The following is a 20956-nucleotide window of genomic DNA, read 5'->3' on the forward strand; positions in this document are numbered from 1 at the left end:
CCTGATAACTATCAATACTTCCAACGTGAGCTGGTGTTACTTTTGTTAGAGCGTTTGCCACTTAGGGAGCTAATAAAAGGGAATGAGTAAGGCTCAAGCCTGAACTGAATTAACTAAATGGTGTTATTTTCTAGAAAGCAAAAAGGGCAGTTTTCTATATGACCGAAACCTAAGCTATTCGTAATGGCTCTTATAAGGACTATTGCGGCACAAAAACGTCCATAATAGATCATATATAGCCTATTAGAGCGTCACGTAAATTTCTGGCTCGCACACGGCAATACCTCTTCATGTAACGAGCGCTTACTGCTATACGATTTCGCCTGCTGCATTGGAAAGCCAACTGGGAAAAGGCTTCTTATCCTCTATAATTCAAGCTGTATGGCTCTACCTTGGCGATACAGCCCCACCAGATACTGTCTTGATTGAGCCCTTTGCTGGTTTTCCTTTTCGCCTTCTTTCCTGTGCTTGTTTCTTTATCTTCTCAGCTTGCTTCTGGTTTCGATTTTGTCACGTTTCATAGCAACTAGTTTTATAGCTTCAGCCCTAGTAAGGTGCGGCTCTTTTATCATAATTCGCTCAACTGCATCGTCAATTTTTGCCACCCGTCATTCTCCAAATACAGCTAACGCCTAAATCAGGTTCGCCGTAGGCATCACCTGGATTTTCTTGTTAGGCATTTTTTGTGGGATTCTACTTCCATGAAGCACGAACATGTGTGCCATTGCCTTTTGGAAGGTTTTTCCTTGCAATTATCTGACTTTCAAAAGAGAAGTCTTCGTTTATTTTAACTATCAACAGTTTATTAAAGTTGCCAGAACGCTTAACTTTTACTTCATCTACTGCTTTTTCTGGAGAAATTGTTTTTATTTCAATAAAGTCATTGCCGAGTTTGCCATCAGAACCTTTGGTATGCGGTTTATGCCGCTTAATACCATAGTGAATTTCAGCAAAAAGTTCTCCCAACTCGCCCCAAATTTGTAGATAACGATTCGTTAATGAATGAAATACTGCCGCATTATGTACAAGGTCTTCAAATACTTCTATCAGTTCAGGATTAACATGTAGATTTTCATCTGTTAGTTCTGAATCATCTAACTTTTCCCATTCATCTGAACTAAAACCGAATTCTTCAAGATTGATTGAGTGATCATATGGGTTATATCCACAAGCCGCAGCATCTGCGATTTGATCAGGACTATAACCTTCATTGTGCATATCGTGTAAGAAATCCCAATCACTCATACTTCTCTCTTTTTACTGTGGATGTGAATAAAGTGCCTAACGCCCGCAATAAGGTGTGCCCCACGGAACTAACAAAGCGCACTGAACTTCATACCAAAACCGCCGAGTGTAACGCATCACCTTGATTGCTTTGTTATGTGGCATTTTCCTCAGCCAACAAATGAATCACCGTACCATGAATGTCACTGATCAAGTGTTCTTTCTGTTCAAAAATGCAACTTATATAGTCCTTAAATTCCTGTAGAGTATTCAGTTTTAAACTGATCGCTCGTAACACCGCATCTTGACACCTTGCAGTCCCCATCAACATGACTTGACTGTAGAAACAAAGTTGTTGTGGCGTATAATCAATTTTTCTTGATCCGTGATGTATTGAATCGTTGCGCAAAATCCTGATTTGTTCTAATGCGTCTGACAACCTTTTCCCTGTAATCGCATATTTATCATGACTCTCTAGCTTATCTTTTATGCCACCATCGAGATACTGACATGACTTTCCATTTGGAAACCCAAGAAACCACCTAATGTAGGGCGCAACGTTATCATTTTGGCCTTCTTTCAATAAAGCTTCCACGGCAAACCAATCAAAAATCACTTTGAGATGTAAATTTTTTTCATGCTTACTATGCCTAGACCAATGTAGTGATTTTTTATACCGCTCAGTTAACTCATTATCATGCAATAATACATATTGTGTTTGGTTACATGTTTGTACGATTGACGGTTGCCGTATAAACACATTCCCAAAATCATATGATTTTTTTCTAGTCAAGAGTTCAATTTTTGATGTTTCTAGGTTCTTAACAAAGCCACAGTTAGATAGAGCAAGGTTGCTCATTGTGTATTCCCGTGACTTTAAATCTAGTAATTCAGTAAATTTATCATCAGCAATAGATACCGCATCATTTATATTATTGGCGCGAACTATACAACAGATGCGCGCATTTAGCGCAATATCTAAATCTTGATTATTCTCCTTAATTGAATTCTCAATCAAAGCTCTTTCTTTATCAGTGTCAGCTTTTGGTGGTCTAATTTCAATATCACGATATACGAAAGTACTTGGTAAACACGGACCAGAATTTTCTAAAATCTTTACAACTAAAAAATTAGCCATTTGCAACTCTCACTAATTGATCACACAGCTTTTCATATGCTATTTTTTTAACATTAGTTTCAGTTTTTTGGTCCAACTTAAGACTATTTTTTCGTAAAAATATGAGCAAAGACTTTATATTTCTTATACTGCGGTTGAAAAATATCGATTCAACTAAAATAGGAAAGTAGCCCTTATCAAATTTCAATATTGGTAACAACTCGTTAATCGTAGCTTCTAAATAAATTGAGTGCTGAATAGAATAGAAATATTTGACCCTTAACTTTAATAACTCTTCTTTGCATTTTTTGTTTTTCGATAAGAAGTCATCGTACATTACTACATTTTTATAATTAAAAGATCTAATAGCAATTTCATAACCTAATGCGTGTACCTGACGGTGCTCAGGCTTGAGCATGAGTAACTCTTCTTGAAAAAAAGCCGCCTCAATTACCCTATCATTTTTCAAGAGAGACTTTATATAACTCGACAATAATATGTGTTTTTTCTTATCCCCCGAGCTGAGGTACTTACTTTCATGCCTCTCTATATCTTCCATATCATTCTCTCAAATTTCTTACTGATTAAACTCGCCACATAACGCCCTGTTAACAGGCTAAAAACAGTTGGTTTAAATTAGCGACAAAGGAGCAAAACCAACTGTTTTTTGTCCTTGTTTAACAGATTGTTAAGTTTCTATTGCGTCAAAAGTTGAGATTAAAAACAATGCCATTGTTCCTGCCAAGTTAACAGCTAACTCTGCATGTCTTGGTTTTGGTTTGACTGCTCTAGGACTTGAGCCATGCGCATCCCCATGTTTATTTCTAAGAGAACCTAAACCGTTTACTATACCTGAGCACCCTCCTAATATTTGTTTAAATATTTTTTCGGAATGTTGATCAGGAGAAAGATTAAGCTCTTTTGCAGTTATCTTATATAGCTCAGATAATTCGATATTGGTTTCATTAAAGTCAATATTTTTTGCATGCAATATATGCTTGCAAACTGACTCTAAAATACTTCTTGATATTGTTATTGCACCTTCCGGATCTTGAGCTTTTCGTTCTAATGCTTTTTGCCAAGCAAAATGAATACCATCAGAATCAAATTTACTTAAAACTTCATCAATACTTTTTGCTGCGGGTAAAGTCTGTTTAGTTTCTAGGTATTCTAGAAGTGGATTTATTTCATCATATAAGAATTGCCTTCTCTCTGCATAGGATGGGAATTTATTTTTAATGTATTGCCAAAATTGATCAAGGTTTCTATTGGTTTTTACCCAGCGAGGAAGAATTTCAGCATAATTGGGGTTAGACATCAGATGCTGACGCATCAATAAATAATGATTGTCATCAGCATCACCACCAGTCGCTCGCGCTAACAGTATGCTTTGAAAATATTCTGCACGCTCAAAATCATTATTAATGAATTCAATTTCCATTTACATCAATACTCCATGAGTAAGCTAATAACTTTTTAAGAATATATCTCATCATCTGAGATAAGCTTGAGTGTTTCTAATGTATATTTGACTTGTTCGACCTCGACAACTTCAGAATCTTCATTTGTATAACTAACTATTGAAGGGTCAAATAGAACAATATTTTCGCCATTGCCTACTGTGCTATTAAACATAATTCCATCAAAGCCCATCTGACGTATACAATCAGCTATTAATTGTGTAAAGGAGTATTGCTGCCTTTCTGACGGTGGGATTACTTTGTTCATAAAATTAGATAGGGTATTCAATGGAATATATGTATCCAAAGATTCATCAGATGAATAAAAGTGAAGTAATTGGCTTTCAGACAAGTTAAATATTTTAGCTTTATTTGATAATGCAAACTTACCAATTGACACTTGATCGCCAGGATGAGGTCGTACTTCTGAAACCGCAGTGTACTTATCAGTAGCACAATAAAAAAAAGCTACACCAGGTCGATTAATTCTTCCTGCACTTGCCATTAAGGGAGGAGGAGAGCCTATAGCACTTTCTGTATAAGGTGTGAAATGGTATTCAGTCTCAAAACCACCGCCTAAAGATCTTTTTTTGTCAGATATTCCTACACGTGCACGATAAAAAGTTGCCCCTTTTTCTAAACTAATTTTTGCTACATCAGCAAATTTAGCTAATATTTTTAAGAGTTCTTTTTCTACCTTAAAGTAATTTTCAGATTTTAATCTATTCGCCAATTTGACTAAGCTTATGTCGGACGATGATTTAATTGATTCCAACAACATATTTTGCATCCCATCAGGTCCATAACCTGCAAAAATAGAGATCCCTTTATCATAATCTTCATAAACAGGGCCTTCTGTTATCGAAAGAACCAACTCTTCGTAAATATCTTCAGACAAAGCTCTTTCTTGTTCAAAGAAAACATTGTCTTCTCCATAAAATAAGCACTCGAGTCCATCTCCTCCCCAATGCCTGTTGTATTCCCATTCAGAGAAATTAAATCGTAATACTGCTTTGACTAATGAAAAAAAATCACGGTCTTCGAAATCTATTGATAAATGTTCTTCTTCACAAAGGGTGCAAGTATTTTTTGAACCATTTTTTATTATTAATTTCTTTATATTTTTATCTTTAACGCACTCAACACATACTTGTGACACAGAACCTCCGAGAAACTTAACGCCCGCATAAGGGGCTGATAATAGTTTGCTAAAATGTGAAGCGAAGCGGAACCGAGCAAACTGTTAGCAGTCCCATGCTTAATGCGCTTGTTATGTGTTAAAGTATGTTGCTAGATCGCTTTGAGACCAACCACCACGTCCTGGTTTCCCTGGAGTACCACTAAATCCAGGACGCCCGGGTTTACCTGCAAACCCAGGAGTTCCTGGTGTGCCTCCCATACCCGGACGGCTTGGTAATGAACCAGTTGAATTACGTGTAAAACCTAACGCACTATTTCTATTATCATAAAGTACACCACCTTCGAACCAGCCAACATGTTGGCCGCGAAGTGTATAAACATTATTTCCACGAACCCAAGCGATTACTTGACCACGATTATTTCGAAAACAATCATCGTTGAAAATGATAGTGGCTTGTCCATTTCTTCCGAAAACCCAATCTGACATAAGAACTCCCTGACACATAACAATTTAATATCGAGCGATTGGGTCGTTTTTCTGCCGCAATTTGTCTCGTTTTTGTCCTATGACCATTGATAGCAAATTTAGGAAGTACTTACCAGCGTTGATGTTTCGCTACATTGCTCTAAACGTGGACACGACAAAAACGACCCATTGGGTCGTTTTCCTGACTATAGGATAAACTCAACGAGTATGGATGTATAAACAGTAATTTCGGTGGAAGGATGAACGTCAGCTTTTCCCCTTGCCTGACTATCACTACACCTAGCACCGCCGCGGCTTTCGATAGCTTAGTTCCAAGTATGGTAACAAACTAATAAGTTAGGTGGATAAGCATCAATTTCTCAACCATCCTTTAGTTAGAGCTTAAGTAGACCTAAGTCGCTAGATACCCCATCACTCTTTGAGCATTTAAAAGGTTTATTGTTAATGGATTTTTTTGGAAATAAATTAAACGCCACAAATGGGGGTGGCAAATTCCTTGAATTTATTTGCGATTTTCTGACAACTGTATATACTCACAGTTAAATGTACTGTATGGAAAACCAGTTGTATGCGCCCTTTAACTAAACGCCAATCGCAAATTTTAGAGCTGATCAAAGTCTTTATTAAAGATACCGGCATGCCGCCGACGCGCGCCGAAATTGCACAAACGCTGGGCTTTCGCAGTGCCAATGCCGCCGAGGAGCATCTGAAGGCGCTGGCCAAGAAAGGGGTGATCAAGATGAAACCCGGCGCCAGCCGCGGTATTCAGCTGGTTGAGGAAGAAGAGCCGGAGCAATTAGGTTTACCCCTGATTGGTCGCGTTGCCGCCGGTGAGCCCATTTTGGCCCAGGAACATATTGAGAGTCACTGCCAAATCGACCCTACGTTATTTAAGCCTGCGGCGGATTATCTGCTGCGCGTAAACGGCATGAGTATGAAGGATATCGGTATTCTTGATGGCGACCTGCTGGCGGTACACCGTGCTCAGGTGGCCGAGAGCGGTCAGGTGGTGGTGGCCCGTGTCGGTGAAGACGTGACGGTAAAACGTTTGGAAAAGGCCGGTCGCAAGGTGTTACTGCACGCTGAGAACGATGAGTTTGCCCCCATCGAAGTCGATTTAGAACATGAATCCTTTAATATTGAGGGTTTAGCGGTTGGTGTAATTCGAAACGCCGACTGGATGTAGGTTTTACCCCACTTTTAGCCCCCGATAGGCCGTTTATTGGGGGTTTTACGGCGCTTTTCTCCTTTCTTTCCTTACGCGCTAACAGATTGAATATCCCCCAAATATTTATTTAAAAAAGAAAAACTAAAACGCTTCATTTCTTGCTATTCACTCAATTCTTGACTAATTGGTTATATTACAGGCTTTGCTGGTTGCTTTTTGCGCACTTTGTTTGCAGTAAATTGAATCGGCCAGTCCAAGCATAATAATAACGAAGAATGGCTAGCAGTAATTGCCTCTTCCCTTTTTGCGTTGCGCGTAGTTAAGGAGATGGTACATGAAGCAGCTTTGCTCCCTCATGTTGCTGTGTCTGTTTGTTCCCCAGTTGGCCTTTGCTAACAGCAAGTACAACTTGCGCCCCGGGGTGACGGATATCAGCGAGAATGTTTACCAGTTGCATATGACGATATTTATCATCTGTTGTGTAATTGGGGTGATCGTATTCTCGGTCATGTTTTGGGCCTTGCTCAGGCACCGGAAATCCAAGGGCGCTACCGCCGCCACCTTCCATGAAAGCACCAAGGTCGAAATTCTTTGGACCGCGATCCCATTTTTAATTCTTATCGGCATGGCGGTGCCCGCGACCAAAACCCTGATTGCCATGGAAGACACCTCCAAGGCGGATGTCACCATTAAGATCACCGGCTCGCAGTGGAAGTGGCATTATGAATACATGGGCCATGATCTGGGCTTTTATTCGCTGCTGGCCACGCCCCAGGGGCAAATTAAAAACGCAGAAGCTAAGGGCGAAAACTACCTGTTGGAGGTGGATAAACCCTTGGTGATCCCCACAGGCAAAAAAGTGCGGTTCCTGATGACCTCGGACGATGTCATCCACTCCTGGTGGGTGCCGGACTTCGCGGTGAAAAAAGACGCCAACCCGGGCTTTATCAACGAGGCCTGGACCAAGGTTAACGAAGCGGGTATCTATCGCGGCCAATGTGCCGAGCTGTGTGGTCAGGACCACGGCTTTATGCCCGTGGTGGTTGAAGCGAAATCCCCTGAGGAGTTCGATACCTGGCTGGCGGAGCAAAAACAAGCGATGTTGGACCAGGCCGATGCCGATGCTGCCTTGCTCGACCAAACCCTGTCTCATGAGGAGCTCATGAGCACTGGTGAGCAGGTGTATATGACCCGCTGCGTAGCCTGTCACCAACCGACGGGTCTCGGCGTTCCCGGAGTATTCCCGGCAATCAAGGGCAGCCCAATCGCGACCGGCGAAATCAAAGACCACATCGATATCGTGGTACAGGGTAAACCGGGTACGGCCATGCAGGCGTTTGTTAGCCAGCTCACTATTAAAGAGCTCGCGTCCGTTGTTACTTACCAGCGTAATGCCTTTGGTAATGACACCGGCGATACGGTGCAACCGAGTGCGATCCAGGCCTTTATTGATGGGGAAGAACAATGAGTACAGCAGCTGCAACACATGAACATCACGGGCCTGCGACCGGCATTAAACGCTGGCTCTTTACCACTAATCATAAAGACATAGGCACGCTTTACCTGCTGTTTTCCTTGCTGATGTTTTTAACCGGCGGCGCCATGGCCATGGTCATTCGCGCCGAGCTATTCCAGCCGGGATTACAATTGGTTGACCCGCATTTCTTTAATCAGATGACCACGGTGCATGGCTTGATCATGGTCTTCGGTGCGGTGATGCCGGCTTTTACCGGCCTGGCCAACTGGATGATCCCCATGATGATCGGGGCGCCGGACATGGCCTTGCCGCGCATGAACAACTGGAGCTTCTGGATCCTGCCCTTCGCCTTTGCCATTTTGCTGATGTCGCTGTTTATGGATGGGGGCGGCCCGGCCTTCGGCTGGACCTTCTATGCGCCGCTGTCGACCACCTACAGCAATGACAACACCGCGCTGTTCGTGTTTGCCATCCATATCATGGGCGCCAGCTCCATCATGGGGGCGATTAACGTCATAGTGACTATTGTCAACCTGCGGGCGCCGGGCATGAAGTGGATGAAACTGCCGCTGTTTGTGTGGACCTGGCTGATCACCGCCTTCCTGCTGATTGCGGTGATGCCGGTGCTGGCGGGGGCAGTGACCATGGTACTGACGGATAAATACTTCGGCACCGACTTCTTTAACGCCGCCGGTGGTGGCGATCCCGTGATGTTCCAGCACATTTTCTGGTTCTTCGGTCACCCCGAGGTGTACATCATGATCTTACCGGCATTCGGTATTATCTCGACCATAGTGCCCACCTTCTCGCGCAAAAAACTCTTTGGCTACTCTTCCATGGTGTATGCCACCGCGTCCATCGCCTTGCTGTCCTTTGTGGTCTGGGCGCACCATATGTTTACCACCGGCATGCCGCTGGCCGGTGAGCTTTTCTTCATGTACTCCACCATGCTGATATCCGTGCCCACCGGGGTGAAGGTGTTCAACTGGGTGGCGACCATGTGGCGCGGCTCCATCAGTTTTGAAGCGCCCATGATGTTTGCCATCGCCTTTATCGTGCTCTTTACCCTGGGTGGCTTCTCCGGCCTGATGCTGGCGATTACGCCGGTGGACTTCCAATACCATGATACCTACTTCGTGGTGGCGCATTTCCACTATGTGTTGGTTACCGGGGCGGTGTTCTCCATTATGGCCGCGGCCTATTACTGGCTGCCGAAATGGACCGGGCATATGTACAGCACCACGCTGGCGAAGTGGCACTTCTGGATGTCGCTGATCAGCGTCAATGTGCTCTTCTTCCCCATGCACTTTGTCGGCCTGGCGGGCATGCCTCGTCGTATCCCCGACTATGCGCTGCAGTTTGCCGACTTTAACGCCATTATCAGTATCGGCGGCTTTGCCTTTGGTCTGTCGCAGCTGCTGTTTGTGGCCGTGGTGTTTAAATGCATTAAAGCCGGTGAAAAAGCACCCGCTAAGGTGTGGGACGGAGCCGAGGGCTTAGAGTGGCAAGTGGCCTCACCGGCGCCGTATCACACCTTTGAGACGCCGCCCGAGGTGAAATAAATGAACCATATGCCGCTGTTAAGAAAGCTGCTGTTAACTACCCTGGCCATGTTTGCCTTCGCCTTTGCGCTGGTGCCCTTGTATGACGTGTTCTGCGATGTCACCGGCCTCAATGGCAAGCCCTCCATGGAGCAGGCGCAGCAAAGCCAAAGTGTGGATAACAGTCGCGAGGTGACGGTGAGCTTTACCACCCATGCTCAAAGCGGCGCGCCCTTTAAGGTCAGCGCCCGGCAGCAGGCGGTGGTGGTCAAGCCCGGCGAGATGAGTGTGGTGACCTTTGCGGCGGCCAATACCAGCGATCAAGCCCGGGTGATGCAGGCCATTCCGTCTGTCTCTCCGGGGTTGGCGGCAAAATACCTGCATAAACTGGCGTGCTTTTGCTTTGACCAGCAAACCCTGCAGGCCAACGAACAACAAGAATATCAATTAAGGTTTTATGTCGATCCGGCGTTACCCCCCGAATACGAGGAGCTAACGTTGTCATATACGCTTTTTGATATCAGCGCCAAGCATCCCGAGTCGTTAGTGGCGTCGGCGCGATAACCCAAATGAGGCATGAATATGAGTGAACAGTATGAAAAGTACTATGTGCCGGCGCAAAGCCCCTGGCCGATAGTCGGCGCGGTGGCATTGTTTTTTATCGCCGCCGGCGCGGGGTTAACCGTGATGCAAATGGAGCAGGAAAGCAGCCATGGTCAGTACCTGTTATTTTTGGGTATTGCCGTGTTGCTCTATATGCTGGTGGGCTGGTTTCGTAATGTCATCAGCGAATCCCATGGCGGTCTTTATTCGATGCAGATGGACCGCTCCTTTAGACAGGGCATGAGCTGGTTTATCTTCTCCGAGGTGATGTTCTTTGCCGCCTTCTTTGGTGCCTTGTTTTACGCCCGCATGCTGGCGGTGCCCTGGCTCGGTGGTGATGGCAACAATGTGATGACGGGTGAAGTGTTATGGCCCGAGTTTACCGCCGTCTGGCCGCTGGAAAACACCCCGGGTGGCACCACCACTCAGGCCATGGGCTGGCAGGGGCTGCCCCTGATCAACACCATTATCCTTTTGGTGTCCTCGGTGACCCTGCAGTTTGCCCACACCGCCATAGAAAAAGACCAGCGTAAGCCACTGACCCTCTTCCTGCTGTTGACCATAGTTCTTGGTGCCTGCTTTCTGGGCCTGCAAGCCTATGAATATGTGCATGCCTATCAGGATTTAGGTCTGAAGCTGGATTCCGGCATATACGGCAACACCTTTTTCTTGCTCACCGGTTTCCACGGCCTGCATGTGACCTTGGGGGCCATCATGCTCACCGTGGTCTTTATTCGCGTATTGAAGGGTCACTTTAGTAGCGAAAAGCATTTCGCCTTTCAAGCGGCGGCCTGGTACTGGCACTTTGTAGATGTGGTGTGGCTGTGCCTGTTTGTATTTGTGTATGTGTTGTGATCGGTGATGGATTAAAGCGCAGCAGACCAAACTGCTGCGCCAGCAAAATAATGATGAGTACCAGGATGCACAGGGCGACGCGCTTGCCCAAATAGCGCGACATAGGCACCTTGTTATCGGATTTTATCATCGCCAGTAAGGCACGGAAAAGGGTGTAAATGACGAGCAACAACAGCGCAATAATTATAATTTTAATAAGCACGGTACGGATACTCCGAGGTTGGTGGTTGAGTGTTTACAGGTAAGCTTAGCGCAATTTTATGGACTGGGTTGGTTATCCTTGCGGTAACTGTTTGTACTCGCTTGGGTTTTTGGCAGCTTGAACGGGCGGACCAAAAGCAGGAGCGACAACAGCTGCTGGATTCCTGGTCGGCACAGGGGGTCATGCCTTTAACCAAGGCGCTGCGTTATATCGAAAGCGAAGACGCCACCGGTTTGCAGGTAGGCTTCGATGCCAAGCTGCAGCGTGAATACTGGCTGCTGGACAATCAGGTGTATCAGGGCCGGGTCGGCTACGATTTGCTGGCACTGGCCTTGGCTCCGGGCTCCAGCCACTGGCTGGTGGTCAATCTGGGCTTTGTGCCGGCGCCAAGTGCGCGCAGTGAGCTCCCCGCCATTGAACTGCCAGCGCAGATCACCCTGCGCCAGGCGCTGGTCAAAGAAGGGCCGCTGGCGCAGTTTACCCTGAGCGACAGCCAGGCGGAGCAGGGTTGGCCTAAACGCATTCAACAGATTACCATCACCCAGATGAGCGAGCAAACCCGCAAACCCATTCACCCTTTTATGGTCTATACCCAGCACCAAGTCGAGGGCATAGGCGCCATCCCCCATTATCAGCCGGTCACCATGTCGGCGGATAAACACAGGGCTTACGCCTGGCAGTGGTTTTTAATCGCCCTGGCGGCCCTGGTGATTGCCGTAAGTGCCTATTGGCGAGCAAGGAGAACGCATGCAGCTACCTAAACCCCTTCTGTTATTTATCGGCTGCTTTTTGCTGCCCATTGTGGCCGCCGTGGCGGTTTTGTATTCCGGCTGGTTGCCCGGCCATCAGAGCAATCAAGGCCGACTGATGAGCGAGCAGGTGGAGCTGAGCGACTGGCAGCAATACCCGCCGTCGCCCTGGACCATCGCCCTGGTCAATACCGACCCCTGTCAGGGCTGCGTGCAGCAATGGCAAGACTTGCAGTCCCTGTATGTAGCCCTGGGTAAAAATCAGGATAAGGTGCGTATTGCCGTGTTAGGGAAGGAGGCCCCCAAGGTGGGCACCATGCCCAGCATTCATATCAGCAGGGCACCGGCGCAGTTGAACGCCGGTAGCCTGTATTTAATCGATCACCATGGTTTGGTGGTCCTGGAGTATGACTATGCTCCGCAAGCCGACGCCAACCGCTTGGTACACAAGGGGTTGTTGAAGGACTTAAAAAAACTACTCAATTATGCGCGCAGCAGTTAAAGAGGCCAGTATGACAAAAAACTATAAATTTCTGGTGTTAAGTACGGCGTTATTGGCCGTGTTGGTGGTGGGTCTGGGTGCTTATACCCGTTTGAGCGATGCCGGGCTGGGGTGCCCGGATTGGCCCGGCTGTTATGGCTTTTTAACCGTGCCCGATAAGGCCCATGAAATCGCCGCGGTACAGGAAAACTTCCCCGGCATGGAGGTGGATCAGGGTAAGGCGCTCAAGGAAATGGTGCATCGCTACTTCGCTGGCACTCTGGGGCTGTTGATCCTCGCCATTGCCATGTATGCCTGGCGTCATGGCAAACGCATCCATATGCCGGTACGTTTGCCCACGGTGCTGTTGCTCTTGGTGATCTTTCAGGCCATGTTGGGCATGTGGACGGTGACCATGAACCTGCAGCCCCTAGTGGTGATGGGCCACCTGCTCGGTGGCTTTTCCATCGCCAGTCTGCTGTGGCTCTTGTATTTACGTTACTACAGTCGCCCCGTGCCCGGCGGCGATGCCGGTGCTAAGGCGCTGCAGGGCTGGAGCATGGCAGCCCTGTGCATGGTAATAGTGCAGATTGCCCTGGGAGGCTGGTTGGCGGCCAACTATGCCGCCGCTCACTGTGTTGGTTTTCCACTGTGTGAAGGCAGCGAGGCGTTCTCCCTGGCCGAGGTGTTCCACTTGCCTATGGAGCACGCCAATTACGAGTATGGGGTGCTCTCCTACGAGTCGCGCATGTCCATTCATCTGCTGCATCGCTTTGGCGCCTTGATGACCCTGCTGATTGTTGGCACCGCCATGAGGCGGGTATATAAGGGCGCTTATTCGCGCACCATTAAAAATGCGGCGCTGGCGGTCTGTGCCGCCTTGACGACTCAGCTTACCCTGGGAATTGCCCTGATCTATTTGCAGATCCCCTTGTTGATGGCGCTGGCGCATAACCTGATGGCTCTGCTGTTGCTGCTCACTCTGGTGCGGCTGTGCTATTTACAAAAACGAAAATGTTAGGCGCGAAGGAGAAGAATTATGAGTAAAGCAATAACCCTAACCCCCTCTCTGTCGCACTGTGCAAGCTGGCGCGACTACCTGGCCATGTGCAAGGGCAAGGTGGTGCTGATGCTGGTGCTGACCGCCTGGGTTGGCCTGGCCCTGGCGCCGGATACGGGCCGCTCCTGGATGCTGCAGCTGATCAGCCTGCTAGGCATTGGCCTGTTATCGGCGGCGGCGGCGGTGATCAACCATATCGTCGACCGTGAAATCGACTCCAAAATGGCGCGCACCCGCCACCGTCCGGTGGCGGTAGGTAAGGTTAGCGAGGGTCGAGGCTTTGCCTTTGCGGCGGTGATCGGTGGCATTGGCTTTGTTGCCCTGGTCGGCGCTGCCAACTGGCTGACCGCGCTGCTGACGCTGCTGGCCTTGGTTGGCTATGCGGTGGTCTATACCCTGTTTCTGAAACGGGCGACGCCACAAAATATCGTGATTGGTGGTTTGGCCGGTGCTATGCCGCCGTTATTGGGCTGGGTTAGTGAAACCGGGCAGTTGGCCGCCGCGCCTTGGCTTTTGGTGATGATCATCTTTGCCTGGACGCCGCCGCACTTTTGGGCCCTGGCCATTGCCCGTGAAGCGGATTACCGCCGCGCCAATATTCCCATGCTGCCGGTCACCCATGGCATTGATTTTTGTAAAACCTGTGTGCTGGGTTATACCGTATTGCTGGCTTTGGTGTGTGTGTTGCCCTATCTGATTGGCATGTCCGGGCTCTTCTATTTAGTGGCGGCGTCGGCGCTTAACCTGATGTTTATCGCCTATGCCTGGCGTTTAAAGCGCGAGCCTCAGCATCAGTCGGCAATGCGTGTTTTTAAGTTCTCTATCCTGCATTTAATGTTACTCTTTGTCGCATTATTTATTGATAAGTGGGTATTTTATGTCGCTTAAATGGTGTCTGATCGGAGCGCTGACGGGATTGACGCTGGGTTGCTCTAAGCCGGAGTTACAGGTCGAAGCCTTGGTCTATGAGCAACCGCGGGTCATTAATGCCTTTAGTTTGGAAGATCAGCATGGTCAGCCCGTGGGCGTGGTCGATCTGCAGGGCCAGTGGGACTTGCTGTTCTTAGGCTACACCAGCTGCCCCGATGTCTGCCCCATGACGCTGGCGAAACTGCGCCAGGTCGACACGCAAGTAAATCGCAACGACCTTAATGTGTGGTTTGTCTCCGTGGATCCCCAGCGTGATACCGCCGCCAAACGCCGCCAGTACATCACCTACTTTAACCCTCAGTATAAGGCGGTTTCGGCGCCGCATAAGCAGCTCTACCCCTTTGTGCAGAACCTGGGGCTGATGTATGCCATTAGCGAACAGCAAGAGGGCGATTATCTGGTGGACCACAGTGCGTCTGTGGTGCTGGTGGACCCGCATGGGAAGATCCGCGCCATCTTTAAGCCCGAATTTGTCGCCGGCTCGGTACCGACCATCAATACCGAGGTCATGGTACGCGAGCTAAAGGCGATTATTGACTATTACCCCGGTTAGCACTCGGTATCAGCCCTGGGTGATCACCCAGGGTTGCGAAAACCATAAATAGCGTCCCGATTTTTGCTGCGAGGGCGCGGTGCAGTTATAGCGGGCGCGGCCGGGTTTTAAATCCTGCTTGGCCTGTACCATCACCCGATTACCATCCAACCAGGTCAGCTCGGCTCGGCCCTGGCCGGAAACATAACAAGCAAACTGATTGTTATGAAAGCCCTTTTTGGCAAACTCCAAGGTGACTTTGGGGCGCGGCTCGGCGGTCACCGTATCGCTGTAGTCGATCTTTGCCAGGGCAAAGGGCAGGGAATCCAGCTTGGTCGCCAGGGTTTCCAGGTCGGCATAAAATCCCGATGCGGGAAAGCGCGGCAAACGGGTAAAATCATTATCTGGGCCCAGGGCGCCCGAGTGCTGACCTATGCCGACATAACCCAATTCCTTCACCAGCTGCTGCAGTGCCTTGTCGAACTCGCCATAGGGATAGGCCAGGTATTTCAGGCTGTAGCCTATTTCTTCTTCGATCCGCTTTTCGGCACTGGTGAGGTCGGTTTTAATGCGACTACGCCATTGCTCTTCGCTTTCACCCTCGAGGCGATGATGAAGATAATCATGGCGACCGCTGTGGTTGGCGATCAGAGCGCCCTGCTTGCTGAGCTCCTTGAGTTGGGCCCAGGTCATCACATAGCCCTGCTGTTCGTCGATCAGGGCGGGATTGACGAAGATGGTGTAGGGGTAGCCAAATTCCGCCAGTATCGGGGCGGCCTGTTCGATATTATTGTCATAGCCGTCATCAAAGGTGATGGCCAGGGTTTTATCGTCAAAGGTTTGCCCTTGTTGCAGGCCGCTTAGCAGTGCATCCAGGGCAACCACCTTATAATCGTGTTGCTGCAAATACTGTAAATGGGCGCGAAAAGTATCGGCTTCGACACTGGTGACCTTGGGCAGGGTTTTACTGACGTGATGATACTGTAAAATAACCGCTGCCTGGGCAGAGGCGCCAACCAGGGCGCATAAAGAGAAGAACAAATGGGACAATTTTCTATACATAACAACACTCACCATAAAAGCTTATTGCTGCTCGCCGGGCCCATGATTCTATCTAATATCACGGTGCCTTTGCTAGGCCTGGTTGATACCGCAGTGATCGGCCATCTCGGCAGCGCCCATTATTTAGCAGGTATTGCCCTGGGCGCAACGGTTATTTCCATGTTGTTTTGGCTCGCCGGCTTTTTGCGTATGAGTACCACCGGGCTTATCGCCGCCGCCTTTGGCGCCGAACACAAGCAAGAGCTGGTGCAGGCGCTGCAAAAAAGCCTGCTGCTGGCGCTGGCGGTGGCGCTGCTTCTCCTGCTGCTGCAAAAACCCCTGGGGGCGCTGATGGCAGTGTTGGCCGATGCCTCGGAGCAGACCATGGAGCAGGCCTTTAATTATTTTTATATTCGTATTTATAGCGCCCCAGCGGCCTTGGCGAACCTGGTGCTGCTGGGTTGGATGCTCGGCGTGCAATACGGGCGCGGGCCATTTTTACTGGTGCTGCTCACCAATGTCGTTAACATCGCCCTGGATATTCTCTTTGTGGTTGGCTTTGGCTGGGGCGTTAAGGGGGCGGCGCTGGCCTCGGTGATCGCCGATTATTGTGCCCTGGCCTTTGCCCTGTGGTTGGTGTCGCGATTGTTTGCCAAGCTGCATCTGCGCTGGTGTTGGTCCTTTGGTGCCCGCTTGTTACAACTGGGTGCCTTGTTGCGCCTCAATGGCGATATTTTCCTGCGCTCCTTAATGCTGCAGCTGTGTTTTAGCTTTATGACCTTTTACGGTGCTCGCTTAGGGGATGTGGTCTTGGCCGCCAATGCGGTGCTGATGAACTTTCTGCTGTTGATCAGCTTTGCCATGGATGGCATTGCCTATGCCGCCGAGGCCAAGGTGGGGCAGGCAAGAGGGGCACAGTGTGTACGCCGAATTAAAATGTGGGTAAGTATTAGCTTACAGTGGGGCGCATTATTTGCGGTTCTTTACGCCCTGGGCTTCTATGTTTTTGGGGAGCAGGTGATCCGTTTGCTGACCGATGTGCCCGAGGTCAATAGCCTGGCCATCGCCTATTTGCCCTGGCTGGTCCTGATGCCGTTGATCGCCATGAGTTGCTTCTTATTCGACGGGATTTTTGTTGGTCTGATGCGCGCCAAGGATATGCGCAATACCATGATGCTTTCCGCCGCGGTGGGTTTTTTCGGCGTCTTTGTGTTAACTCAAGGCTGGGGCAATCACGCCCTATGGGCGGCCATGACCGCCTTTATGGCGCTGCGCGGCATTAGCCTGGCGGTGCGTTATCGTCAGTTGGTAAAGGCGGATGCGTTGCTGCAATAACCTGAGCGAAGCGATTGGCAAAAATGCCGAGATACCCCCAGATTGCGAAAAATAACGCCACCACGAGGAATAACAGGCCGGGAATTTGCCACCAGGGCTGATAAAAGTAGCCCAGTGCAATAAAGGCGACGGCAAGGGCAAACAGCCCAAGGCCAATCAGGAAGCGTTTGAGGCTGCGCTTGGGCTCTGAGCCCAAGCGATAAATCAGCGCTGCAAACTTAGTAGTAGGAGTGGTCGCCACGGTTGTGTTCGGTAATATCACGGACACCGGTGATTTCGCTGAATTTAGCGATCATTTCCTTCTCGATGCCCTCTTTTAGCGTGACATCGATCATAGAACAACCATTACAGCCGCCGCCAAACTGCAGCACGGCAATGCCTTCTGCGGTGATCTCAACCAACTGCACCTGACCGCCGTGGTTAGCCAACTGAGGGTTTACCTCGGTTTGCAGCATGTGCTCAACCTGCTCTTCCAGCGAGGCATCGTCTGATAGCTTACGGGCCTTGGCATTAGGTGCCTTAAGGGTCAATTGCGTGCCCATTTTATCGGTTACGAAATCGATTTCCGCTTCTTCTAGAAAAGGCGCACTTTCTTTGTCTACTACCGCATCAAAACCGTTGAAGTTAAGACGAATGTCATCTTCTTCAACCGCATCGGCCGGGCAATACGACACGCCACATTCGGCTTGAGAGGTACCAGGATTGACAACGAATACACGGATATTGGTGCCATCTGCTTGTTCTGAAAGCAGTTTTGCAAAGTGACTTTGCGCGGTTTCTGAAATTGTGATCATAGTAACAACACTATACTTGACTGTTTTACTCGGTTAATGGCTATAATACTCCGCTCGTCGCGTTGTCGCCAGTGTTGAACGTAAAAAGTTGGCTTAATTTTAAGCCGATGGTAGCGTGAGAATATGGTTTTTTAAATTCACTGTTATCTAATGCGCCGAATTCTATTTTTATTGTTAACGGTCTTTGCTTCATCCCTGGCGGCACAGCCGCTGAGCTATTACTTTGGTGATGAGGTTCAATTTGATCCCAAGGTGCCGACCCCGGCATCGGTGTTAGGTTATGAGGTTGGCCAGTGGCATGTGCGCCACGACCAGCTGGTTTATTATATGCGCGAGCTGGCCGAGCACAGCGATCGCGTGCAAATTCAAACCATAGGCTACACCCATGAGCAGCGTCCTTTGGTGATGCTGACCATAGCCGCTCCGGAGCGCTTGGCCAATATTGAACAGGTACGACAGGCGCATCTGGCCCGAGTGACGGGTGAAAGCAGTGATGCATCTGCAACTGCACCCGCAGTTGCACCGGCAGTCATGTACATGGGTTACAGTGTCCATGGTAATGAACCCTCGGGCAGTAATGCTTCGCTTCTGGTCGCCTATTATCTGGCCGCAGCACAAGATACGCGCGTTGAGCGCCTGTTGCAGGAAACAGTGATCCTGCTCGACCCCTCGTTAAACCCGGACGGACTGGCACGCTTTGCCAACTGGGCCAATTCGAATCGCGCCATGGTGCCGAGCGCCGATCCCAATACTCGCGAGCACAATGAAAACTGGCCTAGCAGCCGTACCAACCATTACTGGTTCGATCTCAACCGCGACTGGTTATTGCTCCAGCACCCGGAATCGCGCGCCCGTATCGCCCAGTTCCAGGCCTGGCAGCCCAATGTGCTGACCGACTTTCATGAGATGGGACCAAACAGCACCTTCTTCTTCCAGCCGGGCATTCCAACACGTAAAAACCCGCTGACGCCGGAGAAAAACGTGGGTTTGACCAAGGCCATCGCCGAGCACCACGCCCGTATTCTCGACAGCCATGATCGCCTCTATTTTACCGAGGAAGCATTCGATGATTTTTACGTGGGTAAGGGCTCGACCTACCCGGATGTAAACGGCAGTGTGGGTATCCTTTTCGAGCAGGGCAGCAGCCGTGGTCATGTGCAAGACACCATTAATGGTCGCTTGGAGTTTCCATTTACTATTAAAAACCAGCTACTGACTAACTTCTCTACCTTTGATGCCGTGCTCGAAAAGCGCGAGCAGTTACTCGACTACCAGGCGGACTTTTTCAAGCAGGCGACGAAACTGGCCGATAAGGACAAGGTAAAAGGCTATGTGGTCAGCGCCCCTAAAGATTCGACGCGCCTGCATAGTTTCCTGGCGATTTTGGCGCAGCATCAAATCCAGGCTTATGCCCTAGAGGAAGACGCGAGCATAGACAAACAGCGCTTCAGCGCACAGAGCAGCTACTTTGTGCCCTTAGCGCAGCGTCAGTATCGCTTGATCAAAAGCATATTTAGCGAGCAGCAGAACTTTGTCGATAACACCTTCTATGATGTTTCCGGCTGGACCTTGGCCCATGCCTTTAACCTGGAATTTAAGGCGCTCGAGAGCGTTCGTGGTGTGGATGTTGCGACACAGCCCTGGTCACCGCGCAGCAGTGCGTCGCAACAGGAGTTGCAGCCCCATTACGCTTTTGCCTTTGAGTGGTTCGACTATCACGCCCCTAAACTGCTAACCAAGCTGTTGCAGCAGGGGATTGAGGCGCGTGTCGCCCTGGCGCCCTTTACCGCCAGCAGTGACGGCCAAAGCCGTGATCTGGCCGCCGGTTCCATAGTGGTAGCCGCCGGTCTGCAGCAGCGCGATGACTGGTTAGCAGTCTTAAAGCAAGTCAGCGCCGAATTTGATATTGATGTGTACGGCATCGACTCCGGCTTGACCAGTCGTGGTGTCGACCTGGGTTCGCGCCAGCTCGCCCCGGTGAAGTTGCCTAAGGTCCTGCTGGTAGGCGGTGAGCAGAGCAGCCAGTATGAAGTGGGTGAGCTCTGGTATTACCTTGACCGTCATGTGGGCCTAACACCGAGTATTATTGAGGCCGATGAACTGACCAAGGTCGATCTTAATGCCTACACCCATATCGTTTTTGCCAACGGCCGTTACGGAACTCTGGAAAAGTCATTTAAAGCCGAGCTGCATACCTGGGTACGCCACGGCGGTGTGGTCTGGGGTCATAAGGGCGGGGCGCAATTCCTGGCCGATGAGCAGCTGTTAAAGGCCAGCTACTTGTCACGTAAGGATATGGCTGCGGCGTTTTCCACCGAGGGCCTGCATTATGGCGACAGAGATATGTTGGCGGGCAAGCAGCGTATTGCCGGCGCTATCTTCAATACCAAAATCGATCTCAGCCACCCCCTTAGTTATTCACTAACTAGGGATGAGTTGCCGGTGTTTAAAAACAGCACCTTCTTGCTCGAGCAAATGCCCGCGCCCTTCGTCAATGTGGCGACCTACACGGAAAAACCCTTGCTAGCCGGCTTTACTCATGAGCAAAATCTGGCGCAAATCGCCAAGGGCGGCGCCATCTTGGCCCACAGCTATGGCCGCGGTGCCGTGGTGGCCATGACAGACAATCCGGTATTCAGGGGCTTTTGGTATGGCACCAGCCGTATTTTCAGTAATGCCTTGTTCTTTGGCGTCCACATAGACGCCAATGCCGAGTAAACTTTATTCTTAAAGTATTGGTACTCTCCTAAGTAAAAGCCG

22 protein-coding genes are annotated in these 20956 nt (G+C 49.3%); 12 read left to right on the forward strand and 10 right to left on the reverse strand.

What is annotated here, in order from left to right:
* Nucleotides 1–693: 693 nt before the first annotated feature.
* From C2M36_RS02585 to C2M36_RS16765, 6 genes are all read right to left on the reverse strand, one after another.
* Nucleotides 694–1245, reverse strand: a complete 552-nt coding sequence (locus tag C2M36_RS02585; RefSeq protein ID WP_105253572.1) for a hypothetical protein — start codon at nt 1243–1245, stop codon at nt 694–696.
* A gap of 133 nt (nt 1246–1378) precedes the next feature.
* On the reverse strand, nt 1379–2362 hold the full coding sequence (locus C2M36_RS02590; protein ID WP_105253573.1) for a hypothetical protein: 984 nt from the start codon (nt 2360–2362) through the stop codon (nt 1379–1381).
* Nucleotides 2355–2900 (reverse strand): hypothetical protein, encoded by a 546-nt coding sequence (locus C2M36_RS02595; protein WP_105253574.1) that lies wholly within the window; start codon nt 2898–2900, stop codon nt 2355–2357. Before C2M36_RS02595 ends, C2M36_RS02590 begins: the two co-directional genes overlap by 8 nt.
* Nucleotides 2901–3029: 129 nt before the next feature.
* A complete protein-coding gene (locus C2M36_RS02600; protein ID WP_105253575.1) occupies nt 3030–3782 on the reverse strand; it encodes an abortive infection family protein in 753 nt (250 codons plus the stop codon).
* Between the two features lie 35 nt (nt 3783–3817).
* A complete protein-coding gene (locus C2M36_RS02605) occupies nt 3818–4960 on the reverse strand; it encodes an RES family NAD+ phosphorylase (protein ID WP_105253576.1) in 1143 nt (380 codons plus the stop codon).
* Between the two features lie 111 nt (nt 4961–5071).
* On the reverse strand, nt 5072–5428 hold the full coding sequence (locus tag C2M36_RS16765) for a 4-fold beta flower protein (RefSeq protein WP_138562977.1): 357 nt from the start codon (nt 5426–5428) through the stop codon (nt 5072–5074).
* A 568-nt stretch (nt 5429–5996) separates the two neighbouring features.
* Between C2M36_RS16765 and lexA the strand changes: the two genes are divergently transcribed.
* The 5 genes from lexA (at nt 5997) to C2M36_RS02630 (ending at nt 11072) form a co-directional block, all read left to right on the forward strand.
* Nucleotides 5997–6614, forward strand: a complete 618-nt coding sequence (gene lexA / locus C2M36_RS02610; protein WP_105253577.1) for a transcriptional repressor LexA — start codon at nt 5997–5999, stop codon at nt 6612–6614.
* A 316-nt stretch (nt 6615–6930) separates the two neighbouring features.
* On the forward strand, nt 6931–8064 hold the full coding sequence (coxB, locus tag C2M36_RS02615) for a cytochrome c oxidase subunit II (protein ID WP_105253578.1): 1134 nt from the start codon (nt 6931–6933) through the stop codon (nt 8062–8064).
* Nucleotides 8061–9635: a cytochrome c oxidase subunit I gene (gene ctaD, locus C2M36_RS02620; protein ID WP_105188077.1), complete on the forward strand. Its 1575-nt coding sequence runs from the start codon at nt 8061–8063 to the stop codon at nt 9633–9635. Before coxB ends, ctaD begins: the two co-directional genes overlap by 4 nt.
* Nucleotides 9636–10178: a cytochrome c oxidase assembly protein gene (locus C2M36_RS02625; RefSeq protein ID WP_105188076.1), complete on the forward strand. Its 543-nt coding sequence runs from the start codon at nt 9636–9638 to the stop codon at nt 10176–10178. It abuts the gene before it with no gap.
* A gap of 18 nt (nt 10179–10196) precedes the next feature.
* Nucleotides 10197–11072 (forward strand): cytochrome c oxidase subunit 3, encoded by an 876-nt coding sequence (locus C2M36_RS02630; RefSeq protein WP_105188075.1) that lies wholly within the window; start codon nt 10197–10199, stop codon nt 11070–11072.
* Here C2M36_RS02630 and C2M36_RS02635 read toward each other — a convergent pair.
* A complete protein-coding gene (locus C2M36_RS02635; protein WP_105188074.1) occupies nt 10972–11274 on the reverse strand; it encodes a DUF2909 family protein in 303 nt (100 codons plus the stop codon). The genes C2M36_RS02630 and C2M36_RS02635 overlap by 101 nt on opposite strands.
* Before the next feature lie 29 nt (nt 11275–11303).
* Here C2M36_RS02635 and C2M36_RS02640 point away from each other — a divergent pair, with 29 nt between their 5' ends.
* The 5 genes from C2M36_RS02640 to C2M36_RS02660 are packed head-to-tail and all read left to right on the forward strand — an operon-like array spanning nt 11304 to nt 15047.
* A complete protein-coding gene (locus C2M36_RS02640; RefSeq protein ID WP_105253579.1) occupies nt 11304–12035 on the forward strand; it encodes an SURF1 family protein in 732 nt (243 codons plus the stop codon).
* Entirely contained in the window at nt 12022–12525 is a 504-nt protein-coding gene (locus C2M36_RS02645; protein ID WP_105188072.1) for a transmembrane cytochrome oxidase associated protein, read from the forward strand. The genes C2M36_RS02640 and C2M36_RS02645 overlap by 14 nt, the downstream gene beginning before the upstream one ends.
* 10 nt (nt 12526–12535) lie before the next feature.
* Complete coding sequence (locus tag C2M36_RS02650) at nt 12536–13525, forward strand: COX15/CtaA family protein (RefSeq protein WP_105253850.1); 990 nt, start codon at nt 12536–12538, stop codon at nt 13523–13525.
* A gap of 18 nt (nt 13526–13543) precedes the next feature.
* Nucleotides 13544–14452: a heme o synthase gene (gene cyoE, locus C2M36_RS02655; RefSeq protein ID WP_105253580.1), complete on the forward strand. Its 909-nt coding sequence runs from the start codon at nt 13544–13546 to the stop codon at nt 14450–14452.
* A complete protein-coding gene (locus C2M36_RS02660) occupies nt 14442–15047 on the forward strand; it encodes an SCO family protein (RefSeq protein ID WP_105253581.1) in 606 nt (201 codons plus the stop codon). The genes cyoE and C2M36_RS02660 overlap by 11 nt, the downstream gene beginning before the upstream one ends.
* A gap of 9 nt (nt 15048–15056) precedes the next feature.
* On the opposite strand, the gene C2M36_RS02665 is transcribed toward C2M36_RS02660, so the two are convergent.
* On the reverse strand, nt 15057–16088 hold the full coding sequence (locus C2M36_RS02665) for a polysaccharide deacetylase family protein (RefSeq protein WP_199883006.1): 1032 nt from the start codon (nt 16086–16088) through the stop codon (nt 15057–15059).
* On the opposite strand from C2M36_RS02665, the gene dinF reads away from it, so the two are divergent.
* Complete coding sequence (gene dinF / locus C2M36_RS02670) at nt 16068–17402, forward strand: MATE family efflux transporter DinF (RefSeq protein WP_105253582.1); 1335 nt, start codon at nt 16068–16070, stop codon at nt 17400–17402. The two genes, C2M36_RS02665 and dinF, sit on opposite strands and share 21 nt — an antisense overlap.
* Here the strand turns inward: dinF and C2M36_RS02675 are convergent.
* Complete coding sequence (locus tag C2M36_RS02675; protein WP_234399077.1) at nt 17347–17643, reverse strand: hypothetical protein; 297 nt, start codon at nt 17641–17643, stop codon at nt 17347–17349. The two genes, dinF and C2M36_RS02675, sit on opposite strands and share 56 nt — an antisense overlap.
* Entirely contained in the window at nt 17621–18196 is a 576-nt protein-coding gene (gene nfuA, locus C2M36_RS02680; protein WP_105253583.1) for a Fe-S biogenesis protein NfuA, read from the reverse strand. The genes C2M36_RS02675 and nfuA overlap by 23 nt, the downstream gene beginning before the upstream one ends.
* A 150-nt stretch (nt 18197–18346) precedes the next feature.
* Between nfuA and C2M36_RS02685 the strand changes: the two genes are divergently transcribed.
* On the forward strand, nt 18347–20914 hold the full coding sequence (locus C2M36_RS02685) for a M14 family metallopeptidase (protein ID WP_105253584.1): 2568 nt from the start codon (nt 18347–18349) through the stop codon (nt 20912–20914).
* Nucleotides 20915–20956 lie beyond the last annotated feature (42 nt).

The sequence above is a fragment of the Pseudoalteromonas sp. T1lg75 genome (genome assembly GCF_002964705.1).
GTDB lineage: Bacteria > Pseudomonadota > Gammaproteobacteria > Enterobacterales > Alteromonadaceae > Pseudoalteromonas.

Excerpts from the sequence above, each read along its gene's own strand:
- C2M36_RS02585 (WP_105253572.1), bottom strand. The coding sequence starts at position 1,245 with ATGAGTGATTGGGATTTCTTACACGATATGCACAATGAAGGTTATAGT.
- C2M36_RS02590 (WP_105253573.1), bottom strand. The coding sequence starts at position 2,362 with ATGGCTAATTTTTTAGTTGTAAAGATTTTAGAAAATTCTGGTCCGTGT.
- C2M36_RS02595 (WP_105253574.1), bottom strand. The coding sequence starts at position 2,900 with ATGGAAGATATAGAGAGGCATGAAAGTAAGTACCTCAGCTCGGGGGAT.
- C2M36_RS02600 (WP_105253575.1), bottom strand. The coding sequence starts at position 3,782 with ATGGAAATTGAATTCATTAATAATGATTTTGAGCGTGCAGAATATTTT.
- C2M36_RS16765 (WP_138562977.1), bottom strand. The coding sequence starts at position 5,428 with ATGTCAGATTGGGTTTTCGGAAGAAATGGACAAGCCACTATCATTTTC.
- lexA (WP_105253577.1), top strand. The coding sequence starts at position 5,997 with ATGCGCCCTTTAACTAAACGCCAATCGCAAATTTTAGAGCTGATCAAA.
- coxB (WP_105253578.1), top strand. The coding sequence starts at position 6,931 with ATGAAGCAGCTTTGCTCCCTCATGTTGCTGTGTCTGTTTGTTCCCCAG.
- ctaD (WP_105188077.1), top strand. The coding sequence starts at position 8,061 with ATGAGTACAGCAGCTGCAACACATGAACATCACGGGCCTGCGACCGGC.
- C2M36_RS02625 (WP_105188076.1), top strand. The coding sequence starts at position 9,636 with ATGAACCATATGCCGCTGTTAAGAAAGCTGCTGTTAACTACCCTGGCC.
- C2M36_RS02630 (WP_105188075.1), top strand. The coding sequence starts at position 10,197 with ATGAGTGAACAGTATGAAAAGTACTATGTGCCGGCGCAAAGCCCCTGG.
- C2M36_RS02645 (WP_105188072.1), top strand. The coding sequence starts at position 12,022 with ATGCAGCTACCTAAACCCCTTCTGTTATTTATCGGCTGCTTTTTGCTG.
- C2M36_RS02650 (WP_105253850.1), top strand. The coding sequence starts at position 12,536 with ATGACAAAAAACTATAAATTTCTGGTGTTAAGTACGGCGTTATTGGCC.
- cyoE (WP_105253580.1), top strand. The coding sequence starts at position 13,544 with ATGAGTAAAGCAATAACCCTAACCCCCTCTCTGTCGCACTGTGCAAGC.
- C2M36_RS02660 (WP_105253581.1), top strand. The coding sequence starts at position 14,442 with ATGTCGCTTAAATGGTGTCTGATCGGAGCGCTGACGGGATTGACGCTG.
- dinF (WP_105253582.1), top strand. The coding sequence starts at position 16,068 with ATGGGACAATTTTCTATACATAACAACACTCACCATAAAAGCTTATTG.
- C2M36_RS02665 (WP_199883006.1), bottom strand. The coding sequence starts at position 16,088 with ATGTATAGAAAATTGTCCCATTTGTTCTTCTCTTTATGCGCCCTGGTT.
- nfuA (WP_105253583.1), bottom strand. The coding sequence starts at position 18,196 with ATGATCACAATTTCAGAAACCGCGCAAAGTCACTTTGCAAAACTGCTT.
- C2M36_RS02685 (WP_105253584.1), top strand. The coding sequence starts at position 18,347 with ATGCGCCGAATTCTATTTTTATTGTTAACGGTCTTTGCTTCATCCCTG.